This window comes from Endozoicomonas sp., assembly GCF_965196975.1.
Taxonomy (GTDB): Bacteria; Pseudomonadota; Gammaproteobacteria; order Pseudomonadales; family Endozoicomonadaceae; genus Endozoicomonas.
In genome coordinates this window covers 3938500-3955143 of sequence record NZ_OZ239981.1, presented here as the reverse complement: position 1 = coordinate 3955143, position 16644 = coordinate 3938500, and the positions used below count along the sequence as shown (strand labels likewise).

The following is a 16644-nucleotide window of genomic DNA, read 5'->3' as shown; positions in this document are numbered from 1 at the left end:
TGAGAAGTGATGGAGAAATGAAATTATTGGTCGATATCATCCCGCTTAGTAATCGCCAGCTGGCCTTCCAGCAGCGGTGCGCACTGGGTATCGGCAAGATCAATGGTGCCCATCTGCAATACGTAACCGGCATCCAGTGGTTTCACGGGCAGCTGGCATAACCAGCCATTGTCCAGTTCAACCTGCAGGTTGCCCACATCGGAGCGGGTTTCCAGCTGGAACATACCGATATCGTCGGTGCTGCCAGGGTAGAGGCCACCGTTGATGCGCGCTCCTTCTAAAGGCTGACCATTAAACAGCAGTCGTCCAAACAGCAGCTGCAGCGGGATCGCTTCGTAATCGAGTGTCACCACATTACCAGGGTAAAGTGTCACAGTCTTTTCGCGCTCATCAAAACTGTACAGGGTTTCACCGGCCGGGCTCAGGCTGACCCGATACTGCTCGTAGGGTGACAGGGCAATAATGGATGGCGAACCGGCGATGGCATAACCACGACGCTGACCATTGACCTTAACGTCAAACACATCACCAGGTCGGCCGTCCAGATTCACCACCAGAGCACTCTCGGCACGCTCTTCACCGCCCAGGGCAAACACGTCACCATCGGTTAGGAAGCTGGTGCTCATGCTGCCACCCCAGGAGGTGGTATTGCTGGTATCGCCACGGGTATGGCTGGCACTGAAGCTGGCCCGACCATAGCGGTTGGCGTACTGTACGCTGCCATCCATGCGGTCATCGCCGGTTCCTCCTTCAACGCCCGCATCAAAACGGAGGTCGCCGTCCAGCAGATCACCATCATCCCATGAAGCTGAAAGGCGGAGTCGTTCAGAGCTGTCCGTTTCACCGTCACGCTTGCTGACTTCGGCCCGTGGCGTAGCCCGGAAGTTCCAGCGGTCTTCCCGATAACGGAAGCTGAAGCTGACCAGACCAATCTCGGTATCGCCGGATTTGCTCAAGCTCAGGGTGATATCACCATCGTAATCAAAGGTGCGGAACAGGGTGCGGCGATAGTCCAGACTGTGAGTCCGGGTCGGGTCCTGTTCTTCATTGTTGTCGTCATAGCTCTGGTTCAGGCTGTAACGGTAGCCCAGGCTGCCATCGAGCAGGGGCATGGACGCCGACAACGAGTGCTGCTCAAAGGCATTGCCAAACAGGCCGGGAATCTCTTCGCCATTGTCATCGACATCATTATCAATGGGTTCGTCGTGCCATAAACGACGATAGTTACCTGAAAGGGAAAGGTCACCCAAGGTCAGTCGGCTGTTGACGGTAAACCCCTTGCTGCCATTATCCGCCAGCATCAGTGATGGGGAAATTTCATAACGGTAGCCAAAGTGGTACAGCCCGAACTCCATCAGGGCATCGTCATTATTAATGGCCACCGCACCGGTAGCAGCCAGGGTATCAAACACCCGGCGGCTGGCCCCAGCACGGGTCAGCCACTGCTCGGTAAGCTCTGGCAGGGCTTTGTCGGCTTCACGATTTACCAGTCGGCCGGATTCCGCAAAGAACAGCCACTCACCGATGGGGGGAATCTGGCTCTGCTTGGCAAAGAAGCGGGTTTCGGTGGAGATCAGGTTGCCGTTCTCATCCAGAATACGAATCTCAATATCGTAAGCGCCACTGGGAAAGCTGGTGGTGTCCAGCTGCTGTGAGCCTGCTTCGAAGAATGCGCTGTCGATCAGGCGGTCATCTTTCCGAACCTCTACCCGACCACGGGTGGGCAGAAAGATTTCCACCGGCATACCGCCGGAGAAGTCCAGGTCTTCCCGTGTATTGTCGGAACTGTTGATTCTCAGGCCAACCATGGGCTGGTCAGAAGTCAGGTTCAGGCCAAAGCCGCTGGTGGATAACAGGCCACCGTTGTATTCCAGCCCTTCAAAATCCCGCTGACCGTAGAACTGGCTGACGGAGAAGTGGTTGGTATCGGAATAGTCCCAGCTCCAGTACAGGCTGTTCTCTTCCCAGGCGGCCATGGTCAGGCCGTTCAGGGTGTAACTGTTATCGCTGCCCTCGGCACTGGAGCCAGAAACGGCCGCAGAGAAGTTCTGCATCAAGGCAAAGCCCGCATCGGAAGGCGGCAGGTATTTGCGCACATCAGCAGCACGGGTCAGCATAAAACGACGATTGATGAAGATATCCACCCGGAAGCGGGACTCGTCAAAGATCACACCGGCCACCGGCGTTTCCAGAATGCCACAGTTTTGTGAATTATCCGTCAGACAGACCCGATCCGCATGGCTGTTCAGTTCACCAGTCAGGGTGCTGACGATCAGGGTTGGGTCATTCAGGTTACCAATCTGGCGGATCAGTTCGGCCGGGTTGGGCAGCTCAATAATGCCGGGGCTGAACGAGGCCAGCTGGGAACCGATATAGCGGTTGCCGAAGTAGATATCCACCAGGGATTGCTGGGTACCGCTGAGTTCTTCAAAACCATCGGGTGGGTTGGTTGCGGCGAGAAAAATAGGGTCATCAGTGTATGCCATGTGACTGAAAGTGAACATGGGAAATGCAAAAAGCATTGAGATGATGCACTTCCAACGACGCATAATAACTGAATCTTATCCTGGGTGTTTAACCACGGAGCTCACAAAGCTCACTGAGATTTATTGGGCTTCCACATTGGGTGGAGGCTGTTGGTTTTTGTTTGCACCACAAAGGCACAGAGGCACAAAGTTTTTGATTTGTCTCGTTCCCATGCTTTTAGGCCCTGTGGGTCCTGCGTGGGAATACATACCCTGTGTTGAGGGCTGCTGGAAATTTGTAGGTCGGTAACCGCAGAGCGGTTGCCGACATTGGGTTCAGACTATTCTGATCTTATTTGTCGGCTCTTTTTGATAACCTTCATCGTCGGCTCGCAAGCGAACCGACCTACATGGCTTAACTTAAATGGGAGCTACGAGGAGTGTTAAAGTATCAGTCCAAGCACCAATCTGGCTTGTAGCAGTTTTGACATTTGCTTCTGGGATTTCCACAAAGACTGTTGCGTTATCATCATTACAAGCTAGAGTGCTATCGTTTGATACGAATCCAGCTGCCCCATTGTCGTTGGTTTCCCCAGATTTGAGAGTGGCTTTACTTCCAGGAATAGTTGAAGTGGCTAACTTTCCAACTGAGTAATATACATTGTATTCCACGAAATCAGCTGCATCTGGGCTCATCAGCCTGAATTTGTTGCCATCTGCATTGTCACTTGATGCAGTAATTGCATATTTACCGCCAACACTATTGGTTGATACACAGTGTTGAGTACCTCCAATGAGATCCCCTTTGCCAAGAGGGGCTGAGAAGTCTACACTTTCAAGACCCTTGATAATAATTTGTCCCTTGATGTCCAGATTAATATCGAATGATCCTTCAGATGTAGCTCCTAGCAAGCCGTCGACACCTGGAGTTGCTGCAGCTATAGCGCCAGAACCCAATAAACCTGCAGAAACCGCCGTCGCCAGTGCCAATGTCTTTAATGTTTTCATTCTTTTGCCCCCATGCAGTGGTTAGCTGCCGTTTGCCTGTGATTACGTTCTGATCCGATGTCGCCTGGTTGGTGATTGGGGAAAAGGGGAATAGTCAATGGTGAAGAGTGAATAGATAAGGGGCAACCCCGCTTGTTACGCTTAACCAGTCACTATTTACAGTTAACGATTCACACTTTCCACAAACCCAGTCACAAACCTTTTCAAGTCAACACCGGATAATGGTTGTTTTGTGACCAAAGCCCTCTGCTGTATGACTTTCAGACAGATTGTAAACTTTTGGTCAGCCATTATATCGATCCCCGATTTTCAACATCTCGGAATAATACTCAAGCTTTTTGTGACTCGTATCACAATAAATTTTGCTGACTTTCGGTTTTTACGAATGGGGTGTGTGCGAGCATCTGTGCTTGGTCGATAATTGTCAGTTTTATGCTCGCACAGTCTGTCTCACTACTTACCAATTTGTTGCGTTTTTCTATCGCTTCTTCACAGCTGAAAATGCTGCTTATTCCCATCCAGCTTCCTGGCTGATGCATTATGCCGAAGCCGCCTGAATGATCAGCCATTCCACGCTTCATTATCACTTTTCACTGTCACAGAAATGTCATCGGTTTTTTCCTGAACCGCACAGGGCACAAGACTCTTAATGTGTTTTGGTTATTGGTTCGCTGCGACGAAGTACAGACTTGGAAACTATTTCCTTGTTTTTGGTTTTCACTGGAGTGTGATAGTGACAGCATAAAAAAATGCTGTGTACGTTGAGCACTTTGTGATGAAAACACTGACTAACCGTTGACTCCCCATAAATAGCCACTGGTTCCATCCACCTTGAACACCAGATTCATAAACTATTCTTAAAAGACATCTCTTTGTATGAATCCCCGATTTGAGGCTTTTGACAATGGACTTGTCTCCCTACGACCACAATCGCAATGACAGCAAACTGTTCCGCTATGGCTGTGGCGGTAATATGCTCGCCTTGTTTTTGACACTGGTGATGATCTTCGGGTTTACCCAGGCTGGCTAGGCTGTTGAGATCAAAAGCCTTTTGAACCACAAAGACCACAGAGCCCATAAAGGTTTTCTATCCTGGATCTATGGAAATTGAGGTAGGTCTGAGTTTTTGGTAGAAAAAACCAAAAATCTTTTCTTTATGCGACCGCCAAGGATGGTGGACGTGCTGGTAATGCACGACTGCATGGAAGCGGGAGTTAGGGTAACGCATGGAGCAGTTACCGAGGAGCAATTACCAGTGCTCTTTGTGGTTCAAAAATCATTGCTCTCTGTAGTTCCACCCCCTCCAGATGCTCTATGATTGGCGCTCTGTCATCTGTTGGATCTGCCCATGCTTGATGTTGTTCTCTACCAGCCGGAAATCCCCCCCAATACCGGCAATATCATCCGCCTCTGTGCCAATACCGGCTTTCGCCTGCATCTCATAGAACCCCTGGGCTTTGAGCTGGATGATCAACGGTTGAAGCGGGCCGGGCTGGATTATCATGAGTTTGCCGAGCTGAAGATTCACCCGGACTACCCGAGCTTTCTGGAAACCGTCAAACCGGGTCGTGTGCTGGCATTGAGCACCAAGGGTACCAGTAATTACAGTTGCTGCGCGTTTCGTGAGGGAGATGCTCTGCTCTTTGGCCCGGAAACCCGTGGCTTACCAGCGGAAATACTGGCGTCTCTGCCTCAAGATCAGGTGTTGAGATTACCCATGCTCCCGGACAGCCGGAGCTTGAATCTGTCCAATACGGTGGCAGTGATGGTCTATGAAGCCTGGCGGCAGATGGGGTTTGCAGGAGGAAGTTAGATTGTTAGATCGTTTCCCGTTTCCCGTTTCCCGTTTCCCGTTTCCCACAACAGCGCAGGTGATCTGGCTTGTTCGGGCATCGGTAAGCGGGAAACGGGTCGCGTTTATCAGTTAAAGGCTTCTGGCTGCTGCTGAGCGGACTGCTGTTCGCGAGCCTGCATGTAAAGTGCGTCGAAGTTCACTGGCGCCAGCATGAGCGGAGGGAAGCTGCCACGCAGTACCAGGTTATCGATGGCTTCACGGGCGTATGGGAACAGGATGTTCGGGCAGAAAGCACCCAGGGTACGGTGCAGTTCTTCTTCGTCCAGACCTTTGGCCAGGAAGACACCTGCTTGATGCACTTCAGTCACGAAAGCCGTTTCCTTGCTGTCTTCAGTACCGTTTTCTACGGTCACGGTCAGGGACAGAACCACTTCGTACAGGCCTTCTTCCAGCGGACGGTTGCTGGTGCTCAGGTCCAGTTTGACTTCTGGCTGCCACTGCTTCTGAAAGATTTCAGGCGCCTTTGGAGATTCAAAGGAGATATCTTTCATGTAGATTCGCTGCAACGCAAACTGCGGTGCCTGCTGCTGATTATCAGCCATTGTCATTTCCTTACTTTTGATGAACTAAGCGAATAACGCATTTTGGTAACGATCGTGCAGATTGTCCAGCCTGAGCCTATTTCTTGACGACTGGCAGGCTGTCAGAGGTCCAGGTAGACATACCACCCTGAAGCCTGACCACATTGGCAAAGCCTTCAGTTTTCAGCGTTTTGCCAACACTGCAGCTGTGTTGTCCCATGGCGTCGACCACAATGATGGTCTTTTCACGGTATTTTTCCAGTTCGCCAGCACGTTCCTTGATTTTTGCATAAGGAATGTTGATGGCGTTTACGATATGACCTTTGGAAAAGTCTGCTTTTTCCCGAACGTCGATCACCACACCCTGGTCCTGATTGACCATTTGGGTCAGCTGGGCGGTGGAAACACTCTGCCCACCCTTACGCATTTCAGTGAAGGCCAGTGCGCTGGCCAGCGCCACCAGTGCACCAACGTGCAGGGGGTGGTTAATGATAAACTCTATGAATTGTTCCATGCCGACAAGCTGTCAATCTATAAATTGAAAGGAGGCAAGTATACTTATCCCGCCTCAGGAAAGTAAGGACGAAACCACGGAAAAAAGCTGGCAGGCTTTTTGTCTGCATTGTGCGTTAGTACAAAAACCCTTCGCCAACTAAAATTACCGTATAAAGGTTGTCGGTGATAATTGTGCGGATAATTTCAGGAAATTGCAGAAATTTCCAAGGAATATCGCCGGTTGACGCCTTCTGATGTGATAGTTTGCAATTACTGGCATTTCACTGGAAACCGGCGGCAAAGCAGGTAGAATGCGAACCATTCCACTCACCATGAGGTTGGTTCAAGAGATCGCTGACGCAGGCTGATAAGACAAAAATGCAGCCTTATCTCGGACACGCTTCCAGACGCAGCCTTTTCTATGGCCATCCAGTTCGCCAAGGTTAAGAGCCCATGACTGATAAGCGCACACCTACCGCCCTGATCATCCTTGATGGTTACGGCTACCGTGAAGAAAAAGACAGCAACGCCATTCTGGCCGCCAAAACGCCGGTAATGGACCGTCTTTGGAAAGATAACCCTCACAGCTTCGTTTCCGGCTCCGGAATGGACGTTGGCCTGCCCGACGGCCAGATGGGTAACAGTGAAGTTGGCCATATGAATCTGGGTGCCGGTCGCGTGGTTTACCAGGAGCTGACCCGCATTACCAAAGCCATTCAGGACGGCGACTTCTACGAAAACGATGTGATTACCGGCGTTGTGGATAAAGCCATCAGTGCAGGTAAAGCCGTTCATATTATGGGGCTGGTTTCACTCGGTGGTGTTCACAGCCATGAAGACCACATTCATGCCATGATTGAGCTGGCTGCCCGTCGTGGTGCTAAAGAAGTCTATGTACACGCCTTCCTGGATGGTCGTGATACCCCACCGCGCAGCGCTGAATCGTCCCTGGAAAAACTGGACGCCCTGCTGAAAGAGAAAGGCATCGGCCGTGTAGCCAGCCTGATCGGTCGTTACTTCGCCATGGATCGTGATAACCGCTGGGATCGTGTACAGCAGGCTTATGACCTCATCACTGATGGCAAGGCCGAGTTCTCTGCTGCAACCGCTGTAGAAGGCCTGAAGGCCGCTTATGAGCGTGATGAAAACGATGAGTTTGTCAAAGCGACTGTGATCGGTGCGGAAGCAGCCCGCCTGAACGATGGCGACGCACTGGTATTTATGAACTTCCGTGCTGACCGTGCCCGTGAAATCACCCGTGCATTTGTTGATCAGGACTTTGAAGGTTTCCAGCGCAGCCGTGTGGCCAGTCTGGCTGGCTTCGTGATGCTGACTCAGTACTCTGCGGACATTCATGCACCTTGTGCGTTCCCGCCAAGTGAGCTGGTGAACACGCTGGGTGAATACATGGAGAAACTGGGCAAGACCCAGCTCCGTATTGCTGAAACCGAGAAGTACGCTCACGTAACCTTCTTCTTCAGTGGCGGTCGTGAAGAGCCGTTTGATGGTGAGAAGCGTGTGCTGGTCGCCTCTCCAAAAGTAGCAACCTACGATCTTCAGCCAGAAATGAGTGCTCCTGAAGTCACCGATCGTCTGGTTCAGGAAATTCGCAGTGGTGAGCACGACCTGATCATCTGTAACTACGCAAACTGCGATATGGTTGGCCATACCGGTGACTTCAATGCAGCGGTTAAGGCAGTTGAAGCGGTAGACGAAAGCATCGGCCGTGTGGTGGAAGCCCTGGAAGAGGTGGGTGGCCAGTGCCTGATCACCGCTGACCACGGTAACGCCGAGCAGATGGAAGACCCGACAACCGGTCAGGCGCACACTGCCCACACCTGTGAGCTGGTTCCTCTGGTTTACGCGGGACCTCAGGCTATTCAGCTGAAAGACGGTATTCTGTCTGACCTGGCTCCAACCCTGCTGGATTTGATGGGTGTGGAACAGCCTGCCGAGATGTCTGGAAAATCTTTGCTGGTTAAGTAAATTTTTCAGTATTCCCTGTTGTGGATAAGTGTAGCTATATACTTATCCACAACTGAGTTTATTTAAAATGACTAATCTTCTTGTATATTTTCGGATCCAGATTTCTGCTTTATCCTTTCGCCATACTGTGGGTAGATCATCCGGGTGTGTTATGAAAATTAAAACGTAAATTATGTTGACCCATCATCAAAGCTTTTCGTGCTTTGAAGCTATCTATGAATTCTTCTATGTGCTCTTCCCCGTGTTCTTTGAAGATTGTCTTCAAGTCCTTATAACGTTCGATAACTGAATCAGATAGTTCTTGAATGAGATAAATACGCGTCTGAAAGTCTTCTTTCCACTCGTCAACGAACTCGTGATAGTTTTTATACTCAGGCAACCCTGATAAGTTGAAGCTGATGTGGGGCATTGTATCCAGTATGGATACTAAGCGGGAGAGCATCTGTTTAGGGGGGGGATTGTTAACAGGGGGAGAAATTGAGGACAAAGAGTCTTGAACTTCAGTCATGACAACTTCAGAGGATAGCTCTTCTACTGTCCTCTTTTCGATGCCCTGACGGTTTAGTGATTTTTTAGTATCCATAATCAAGCCCTGTTCTAAACCATATTTATAATTATCAGTATCCTGAATATGCAGGAATCATGATTGACTTAATCTAGGATAGTGTGTGGTTTTAAATGCATTCAATCTTTACAATCTATTTTAATGCTTATTTAAATTTATAAATATTTAGACTTAAGAACGCCGGCTTTTCAATAAGTATTCCCATTAAGGTTTCTTTGCACAAAAAATACAGCGGCAAAGTGATTTTTCGTTTACAAAATCACTTTGCTTATTCAGCTGGGTAGCTATATTCAGGCTACGACATCCAGCAGTTCAACTTCGAAAACCAGTGTCGTGTATGGGCCGATTGCACCACCTGCACCGCGCTCGCCATAAGCGAGGTGATAAGGAACAAACAGTTTCCATTTGGAGCCCACATTCATCATTTGCAGAGCTTCAGTCCAGCCTGCAATCACTCCAGATACCGGAAATTCCGCAGGTTCGCCACGTTGAACGGAGCTATCGAATACGGTGCCGTCAATCAGGGTGCCGTGGTAATGAGTTCTTACGGTACTGGCACGAGTTGGCTTTTCACCACTGCCTTCAGTAATCACTTCAAACTGCAGGCCGGATTCAGTGACCTGAACACCTTCGCGTTTCGCGTTTTCTGCCAGAAACTGCTCACCTTCTGCAGACAGAACACGTGCTTTTTCTGCTTCTTCAGCCTGCAGGCGCTTTTGCATCTCGGTAAATGCTGCATGCAGGTCTTCATGGGAAACCGCGCTTTCTGCCCCATTCAGAGCATCAGCCAGACCAGCCAGTACCGCATCAATCGATAAGCCAGCGATTGGGTTGGATGCCAGTTGATCTCCCATCTGGCGGCCAATACCGTAGCTGACCCGTTCTTCCATGGTTTTGTAGATATCAGACATTAATAATCAACTTCTTTATGAACCAAGCATGGGAGTGTATCACGATTACCAGAAAAACAGTGGGGCGATAAGCCGTAGCAAATCCGATTTTCTGTATGCTGGTTAAGCTACAAGTCGCTACTTTCGAAGTAATATCCTGCTTGTTTTTCCAGGGCATGCACGATAGCAGGCGCCCAGTGTCGGGAAATAGGGCTTGAGGTTGGATTTGCAGATGGGATAACGAAAACGGCCACCCCTTTTGGGAGGGAGCTTTGTAAAAAATAGTGACTCCATGAGTTTAGGGTATTGAGGCTCTCCCCTTGAACTTTGCTTACTATCAACGTCTTTTCGTGCTCTTTCAGGATCCTGTGTGCAGGCGCTCGATCCATCTGGCTGCGAGAGAGGACTGCTTTCAGGCGTAGCTTCTCAGGAAGAGTCAAAGTATTAAAAACGATCGCCTGAGAGCCACAGGCCAAACTTGCGTACTGTGCTATGGCTCCTCCCAGAGAGCTTCCTGTTAGCACTATGCGTTTAAAACGACGGCTTTCATTGAGGCTTTTACAAAGGTAAGCAGCTTCATGCAAAATTTCGGGTTCGTAATTTTGAGAGATTTGAAACGAGGCCGTCATGGTGACCAGGCTGCGATAGTTAGCCTCGAAGACGGTGCCCGCAAATCCAAGAATAAGGGTATCAGTGGGTGTATGAATAAGACCACGAGCCTGTAACCCAGAGGACCTTCCTTCGAAGCGGCCGGTTTTCTGATTGAAATGCGTTTCAGCTTCAGTGGTAAGGAGATCAGAGGCGGTTAACGGTTTTAACTGCTGATGCTCAAGGCGGACAATGTTCCACTGGCTTCTTTGAGGGTTTGAGTGCTCCAGTTTATAGCTGTATGCCAAAAGGCTGGTGAGGGCATAAGGATAGAGAAACTCAGCCAGATTAGAGTCTACAGTAATTTCGGGGTTTCTGGTGTCACTGGTTGCATTATCGGATGAATATGGAGATAGACCTGCAGCACTACTGCCTTCAAATGCCGAAACGACAGGGATGGTTTTCAGAACGATGATAATAAAATAAGAAAAAACCATCTTTCTTTTAGCTACCATCATTCCACCTTTGCCATCATATGAACGAAGAACTGGTAACGTGAGACCGTCAAACGGTAACTTGGTTCAGCAGATTTATGCTTTTTCAGGCTCTGTCACCAGTGCGCTTCTGATTTTAATACTCACATCTATCAGGTGTTTTGAAAGTGTGATGTTGTATATGCTTGCTGACGATCGCTTACCTGGTTTTAGCGGGATGGTCGTTAACTTTATTCTGAAAACTCAATTATCGTCATTTAGCGATCATGATATGTCTGACGAATGAGGGTTGTGTATTCAAGCGGTAATTAACCGATTTGCCCGATCTAGCTCCCAAACACTTAAATCTGTGGCCATACCGATATTACAGGAGCAATAACTTTCAGCTTCAGCTTTTAATGCCAATACACTGTTTGGGCCCGCTTCAGGAGAGAGTTGGTAGCGCCCACTGAAGTGGGTAAGGATCAGGTTTGGAACACCACTGGCCTCAGCAGCTTCTGCAACCATACGAGCTGAGCTGTGCATCCAGACTGGGCCGACCTTTTGCAGAGCCGCATCGGTTAGCGTGGCTTCATGAACCAAGACATGCGCACCCTGAAGGGCATCAATTAATAGCTCTGGCTTATCGTTATCTCCCGCAATCACCGCGATGCGGCTACCAGGTGGAGGTTGCATAACCTGCTCAGGAGAAATACGTCTGCCATCTTCAAGAGTGACTTCCTGTCCTTTTTGCAACAGTCCCCACAGCTTTCCCTTGGGGACTCCCAGCGTATTCAGTTGGTCAATATTGAGTTGAGTGCTTAATGTTTTCTCCACAAAACGATAAGCGAAGCTGGGAACACGATGAGAGAGCTCATGAGCGGTCACTGTTACCTGATTATCCTGATACTGAAAATCTGACTGGTCACTGTGAATATACTCAATACTGAATGGAAGGTGGGAGACATCTGAGTAGTGTAATGCGGCTTCAACAAACTGCTGTACGCCATCCGGTGCGCAGATGGTCAGGGGGGCTTGCCGTCCCTGCATACTGGCGGAGGTAATCAGCCCTGGCAGGCCGTACATGTGATCGCCGTGAACATGAGTAATAAAGATGGTTTTGAGATTACTGAGTGTATAGCGACAGCGAAGCAATTGATGCTGTGTTCCTTCACCACAATCCACCAGATACCACTGTTTAGCATCATCAATAGCAAGAGCCAGTGCAGTGACATTTCTGTCGGTAGTTGGCATACCTGCTGATGTTCCGAGAAAAGTCAGTCTCATGAGTATCTGATTGGGATTTGAGTATATAAAGAAGTGTACCAGAGATGTTCTTCATATTGCTTATGAATGTCTTTCTTTTCTCGTTGTCTAAGTTGACCTTACCAATATAACGTATTTTTTATTAGAGATTTATAGATGGATTTTCCTAGGCATTTTGATCATCAGTCACATTTGTCTTCCATACAATCTGGCATTAGTACAAAGAAAACTACTCATGAATCAGCTTTTTTTTCTATGCATCAATGCAGAGAAACGGAGGGCCGTAAAGAAGTTACTGGCTCACACTCCCCGTTCAGGGTAGAGGAAGCAGCAGGTATAGAGTCACTCGTGAAACATGGTGATGTTCGAGAGGTATCTCCAGTCCGGTATCTTGGAGAAGGTGTAAGTGAACAGCAGCACAATAAAAATGAGGAATATGCAGTTCCCCGGCTTCACAAAGACGAAACTCTTGCAGGTGAAGCTAGCAGTTCAGTTGTAGAGGAAGAAGATGACAAAGAGCCAGCGCGTAAAAAAGCAAAAGTTGAGTGCGGTGAAACAGCTTGTGATAAATACCAGTGTGAATCTAATGAAATGTCGAAAGACAGTGCTGTCATTCTTGATCTTTCAAAACCTAAAAAGGCGGTAAAGCAGAAGCTGGATCACGTAAGCGAAGACAAGCCCTTAGACCCACCCATTGGGCCGACAAAAAGAAGTGCTTATTATGGCTATACAGGAGCAGCTGATCTATTGGTAGATCATCGAAGATCTAGACTCGAGGGTGATACTGCTGAAAATATCTGCAGCATATATACAAGCAATGGCGTTCGACAAAGCTATGGCTGTTTCGTTGATAGAAGTTGGGATAAACAGTTCCAAGTGACTGAAGAATGCCTGAGTTTTAATCAAAATTACAAAAAGCGAAAAAGAGACGAAGCTCTACTTAAAGAACTGATTGATGATGCGAAATCGTTATTCCCTGATGCAGGCGAAGAGCTTGATCGTTACGTAAAGGAGGTTTCGAGGGGGGGGGGAAGAGCTAAAACTCTCAGATATTATAAATAGGCATAAAACTGATTGGCTTTCATCTCATTCTTGGTCAAGCGGTTTATCAACAAATGTAACTATTCAGCACCCTTCATATAAATCTGGAATTTTCTGATTTTTCGACCATCATCTTATACTCAATTTTTCTAACAAATCTCCAGTATGGAACCAGACTTCCCAGCTACTCCGTTTACCGAAGCTCTCCTTAAAGAGAATGAAGAGCTTCGGACCGAGAATGCGCTTTTACGGGAACGTTGCAGCGAACTGGAAGAAAGGGTTAATAAAAACAGTCAAAACAGTAGTAAGCCACCATCGTCAGATGGTTATCAAAAGCCCAGTAAAAAAGGGAGTGATAAAGGTGATACATCTTCCAAAGAAGCCCCCTGCTCCTCACAGGAAACACCGAACCCCAAAAGCCTTAGACCATCTTCAGGCAATAAACCAGGTGGCCAGAAAGGTCATCAAGGCTCTTGTTTGAGACGTGTCGCCTTACCCGATTATGTCAGGCATCTGAAGGTTGAAAAATGTTGCTGTTGCCAGTCTTCGCTTATCGATATTAAACCCACCAAATACATTGAGCGACAGGTTTTTGATCCAGGTAGACCCGGAGAATTTGAAGTTACCGCGTACTGGGCAGACGTTAAAGTATGTCCTTGTGGTAAACGGAACACCGCTGAGTTTCCCCAAGGAGTGAAAGCCGCTGCTCAATACGGAGAAGTGACTCAGGCAATGGCTGTTCATTTAAACCAGTATCACTTCATCCCATATCACCGGGTGTCTGAGTATTTCAATACTATTTATTGCATGAGTGTCAGCGCAGGCTCTGTTGCCAATTTTGTTGCCTATACCCATGAGAACCTGGCCTCTACTGAGCAGAGTATCCGCGATGCTTTACAAGAAAGTCCGGTTGCAGGAGCGGATGAAACTGGCATGCGGGTTGACGGTTCACTGTGGTGGTTACACATTATGCGAGATGACCAATGGACGCTTTACTACCTCTCAGAAAGGCGAGGTTGTGAAGCAATGGATGCAATGGGCATCCTGCTGACTTTTGCAGGCATTCTGGTTCACGATCATTGGAAGTCCTACTTTGCCTATGCGGCAGTGCATGTGCTTTGTAATGCCCATCATCTGAGAGAGCTTCAGGGAGTTGTCGATAGGGATGCGAATAAGCTGGCTCTGCGGCTGATGAAATTGCTTACGCTCTCCTGGCACTTCTGCAAGAAATACAAAGCAGCCGGTCTGACTCAAATGCCTGGTGCAATACAGCTTCGCATTGAGACGATATACGACCAAATCCTTCAAAGGGCTCTCACGAAGGAAACCGCTTATATGGAAAAACAACGACAGGTGCTTGGACGTAAGAAGGTCAGGAATACCAAGGCCTACAACCTGTTCAAAAGGCTTATTGAGTTTAAGGTTGAAACGTTGCGCTTCATGTCGGACTTTTCAATTCCCTTCGATAACAATGGCAGTGAACGTGATGCCAGGATGGCCAAACTTAAGCAGAAGATCTCAGGCTGCTTCAGAAGCGAAGACGGAGGTACCATGTTTACCCGAATCCGAAGCTATTTATCATCTGCTAAAAAGCAGGGGTTGAACATATTTCAGGCGCTTCTTAAAGCGGTTCGAAATTACAACAATACGCCTTTGCTGGGTGCTGAATAGTTACCAACAAATAATAGCTCTCGAGATGATAGAAGGATCGTGGGTTTAAATGATTCTCAAAGAGATAAGCTTAAGTTGATTTTAATGCGCAGCAAACCTGGTGATTTTGGGATTGATGAGTACAAGTGGTCTTCTGCGAGTGTAAAAGAGTTAATACAGCTTCAATTTTCTGTCGTGTATCAAGAGAGCTCAGTGAAAAAACTGGTTCATCGGATGGGATTAAAGTTTGGGGATATTAACGACATTGGAAGGCTAAAATAAGTAAGCAGCCTACCCCCTATTTTTCATTAATTACGAGTGCATCCCACTGGGTTGATGTTGAGCAATCTTGAACAGCAGAAAATAACTACAGTTTTCAAGCATGAGCTTATGGTTGAACTCTGCCCTCTGAAAGCTCGTCAGCCAGTTCTTCAAGCTCTTCAGGGTCATGCCAGGCGTTGATGATTTTCTGGATGGTATCTGGACTCATTGATGCCTTATTGATGATACCTGCCATCTCCTCCGCGCTCAGACACTGGCCATCAAGCCCATAGCAGAGTGTGCTGAAGGCTTGAAGCTGGTCAATAATGTTGCTGGTTGACAAACTTTTCAGACCAATAAACTGAATCGCATTCAGTACCCGGGGGTGCAGGTGTCCATTTCTTCCCAGTGTATGAATGGCTTGACGAAAAACTTCAGCAAGAATGGGGGAGGCAGCGTCATTATTTTCAAATGGCGTGTTATTCAGGATATTGCACCAGCGCTCCTGCTCATCATAAGACCACCGACGCATCAGGATACTGAAATCATCATTACTCAGTCCCGGGTTAAATACCTGTAGTTTGCGAAAGGCCTTCAGGCGAGGCTCTATTCCCGGCCATTCCATATATATGCGGCCAAGGTCTTCGCTGAAGGCCTTATATTCCAGAGGGTTTGCTATCAGACCAGATGCAATAAGTTGTTGACTGGTGATGCTCTGAAGTGCTTTCGGTGTTTCGGCATACGCCTGCGCTGATGCCATCGGGTTTTCCTGATCCCTGGTGAGTGAGTTTATTGGGTATACAACCCATTCGATGTCTTTTCTGTCTTTCTGGTGTTTGTTTACAAATTCTGTGATGGCCTGGTTAATAGCCTCACTGACACAGTTAATCAGTGTTTCATCCGGTGCTTCATCGGCTTCCTGCCGAGCCCGTATCTTTTCGCTGGTGGTTTCTACCAGAAGGTTTTTAAAATAACTCAGATCTTTGTCTGAATTATTTTTTGCATGGAACTGTTTCCAGGTATTATTCAGCTGCTCGAGCAATCTGGAAAACCAGTCACTTTCTGTGAGTTCTGAAAGTTCATTGCAGTGGCGGCTAAAACCGGTATTTATACTTTTTTCCAGAATACTGACCGTTTCAATTGCCTGTCCATGGGCGCTGTCTACAAGGCTGCGGATCGTGTTAGCAACACCTTCGATTGTCGCTGATTGCCAGTCAAACTGGGTATAAATGCGGGTGAACTGCTCTTCAAGACCCATTTCACAGCCCAGTTGGTCTGCTTTTCTGGCTGTTTTCAGGCAAACTGACTTTATTAGCTCCCGCTCAGTGTTGCCTTTCATGGAAGACACTTTCTTTAGTAACCCCTTTTTCAGGCTTTTCCCTGCAACTATCTGTTTTTTCTCATTTAAACGGGCAGGAGAGGATCCCTCTCCATTTTTGATAATCAAATCAGCCTGCTTAAGCCATTTGCGGAGATAGTGGTAGTCCGAGAGCATCGAGAGAATCCTTTCTAAACTCTTTTGTTTTTTTCTTATCATTTTTAATTTAGTTCAGTAATAAAAGGTGGGTTGCCCTTTATTC

16 protein-coding genes are annotated in these 16644 nt (G+C 48.0%); 6 read left to right on the top strand and 10 right to left on the bottom strand.

Translation table 11 applies throughout. The features are described 5' to 3' along the window. Window positions 1-23: 23 nt before the first annotated feature. The 3 genes from ACOCLE_RS17840 to ACOCLE_RS17830 form a co-directional block, all read right to left on the bottom strand. Window positions 24-2486: a TcfC E-set like domain-containing protein gene (locus tag ACOCLE_RS17840; RefSeq protein WP_419533599.1), complete on the bottom strand. Its 2463-nt coding sequence runs from the start codon at window positions 2484-2486 to the stop codon at window positions 24-26. 399 nt (window positions 2487-2885) lie between these two features. Beyond that, entirely contained in the window at window positions 2886-3473 is a 588-nt protein-coding gene (locus tag ACOCLE_RS17835) for a hypothetical protein (protein WP_419533598.1), read from the bottom strand. Between the two features lie 350 nt (window positions 3474-3823). Continuing rightward, window positions 3824-4054 carry a hypothetical protein gene (locus ACOCLE_RS17830; protein ID WP_419533597.1) on the bottom strand — a complete coding sequence of 77 codons (231 nt, stop codon included), beginning with the start codon at window positions 4052-4054 and terminating at the stop codon, window positions 3824-3826. A 323-nt stretch (window positions 4055-4377) separates the two neighbouring features. Between ACOCLE_RS17830 and ACOCLE_RS17825 the strand changes: the two genes are divergently transcribed. Then, window positions 4378-4503, top strand: a complete 126-nt coding sequence (locus tag ACOCLE_RS17825; protein WP_419533596.1) for a hypothetical protein — start codon at window positions 4378-4380, stop codon at window positions 4501-4503. 318 nt (window positions 4504-4821) lie between these two features. Further along, window positions 4822-5286, top strand: a complete 465-nt coding sequence (gene trmL, locus ACOCLE_RS17820) for a tRNA (uridine(34)/cytosine(34)/5-carboxymethylaminomethyluridine(34)-2'-O)-methyltransferase TrmL (protein WP_419533595.1) — start codon at window positions 4822-4824, stop codon at window positions 5284-5286. A 107-nt stretch (window positions 5287-5393) separates the two neighbouring features. On the opposite strand, the gene secB is transcribed toward trmL, so the two are convergent. Both secB and ACOCLE_RS17810 read right to left on the bottom strand, forming a co-directional pair. After that, window positions 5394-5891: a protein-export chaperone SecB gene (secB, locus tag ACOCLE_RS17815; RefSeq protein ID WP_419537227.1), complete on the bottom strand. Its 498-nt coding sequence runs from the start codon at window positions 5889-5891 to the stop codon at window positions 5394-5396. Between the two features lie 55 nt (window positions 5892-5946). Then, the gene (locus ACOCLE_RS17810; protein ID WP_419533594.1) at window positions 5947-6363 is read right to left on the bottom strand and encodes a rhodanese-like domain-containing protein; all 417 of its coding nucleotides are present in this window, start codon (window positions 6361-6363) and stop codon (window positions 5947-5949) included. A 434-nt stretch (window positions 6364-6797) separates the two neighbouring features. On the opposite strand from ACOCLE_RS17810, the gene gpmM reads away from it, so the two are divergent. Next, a complete protein-coding gene (gene gpmM / locus ACOCLE_RS17805; RefSeq protein WP_419533593.1) occupies window positions 6798-8330 on the top strand; it encodes a 2,3-bisphosphoglycerate-independent phosphoglycerate mutase in 1533 nt (510 codons plus the stop codon). A gap of 136 nt (window positions 8331-8466) precedes the next feature. Here gpmM and ACOCLE_RS17800 read toward each other — a convergent pair whose 3' ends face one another. The 4 genes from ACOCLE_RS17800 to ACOCLE_RS17785 form a co-directional block, all read right to left on the bottom strand. Next, window positions 8467-8913, bottom strand: a complete 447-nt coding sequence (locus ACOCLE_RS17800) for a hypothetical protein (RefSeq protein WP_419533592.1) — start codon at window positions 8911-8913, stop codon at window positions 8467-8469. 272 nt (window positions 8914-9185) lie between these two features. Beyond that, window positions 9186-9806: an FKBP-type peptidyl-prolyl cis-trans isomerase gene (locus tag ACOCLE_RS17795; RefSeq protein WP_419533591.1), complete on the bottom strand. Its 621-nt coding sequence runs from the start codon at window positions 9804-9806 to the stop codon at window positions 9186-9188. Window positions 9807-9913: 107 nt separating this feature from the next. Then, window positions 9914-10891 carry a hypothetical protein gene (locus ACOCLE_RS17790; protein WP_419533590.1) on the bottom strand — a complete coding sequence of 326 codons (978 nt, stop codon included), beginning with the start codon at window positions 10889-10891 and terminating at the stop codon, window positions 9914-9916. 273 nt (window positions 10892-11164) lie between these two features. Further along, the gene (locus tag ACOCLE_RS17785; RefSeq protein WP_419533589.1) at window positions 11165-12100 is read right to left on the bottom strand and encodes an MBL fold metallo-hydrolase; all 936 of its coding nucleotides are present in this window, start codon (window positions 12098-12100) and stop codon (window positions 11165-11167) included. A gap of 168 nt (window positions 12101-12268) precedes the next feature. Here ACOCLE_RS17785 and ACOCLE_RS17780 point away from each other — a divergent pair, with 168 nt between their 5' ends. The 3 genes from ACOCLE_RS17780 to ACOCLE_RS17770 all read left to right on the top strand — a co-directional run bounded on the left by ACOCLE_RS17780 (window position 12269) and on the right by ACOCLE_RS17770 (window position 15085). Next, a complete protein-coding gene (locus ACOCLE_RS17780; protein ID WP_419533588.1) occupies window positions 12269-13174 on the top strand; it encodes a hypothetical protein in 906 nt (301 codons plus the stop codon). A 144-nt stretch (window positions 13175-13318) separates the two neighbouring features. Continuing rightward, window positions 13319-14824 (top strand): IS66 family transposase, encoded by a 1506-nt coding sequence (tnpC, locus tag ACOCLE_RS17775; RefSeq protein WP_419532963.1) that lies wholly within the window; start codon window positions 13319-13321, stop codon window positions 14822-14824. Window positions 14825-14863: 39 nt separating this feature from the next. Then, window positions 14864-15085, top strand: coding sequence for a winged helix-turn-helix domain-containing protein (locus ACOCLE_RS17770; protein ID WP_419533587.1), 222 nt, complete (start codon window positions 14864-14866; stop codon window positions 15083-15085). 106 nt (window positions 15086-15191) lie between these two features. Here the strand turns inward: ACOCLE_RS17770 and ACOCLE_RS17765 are convergent, their stop codons facing one another. Then, complete coding sequence (locus ACOCLE_RS17765; RefSeq protein ID WP_419533586.1) at window positions 15192-16559, bottom strand: hypothetical protein; 1368 nt, start codon at window positions 16557-16559, stop codon at window positions 15192-15194. Window positions 16560-16644 lie beyond the last annotated feature (85 nt).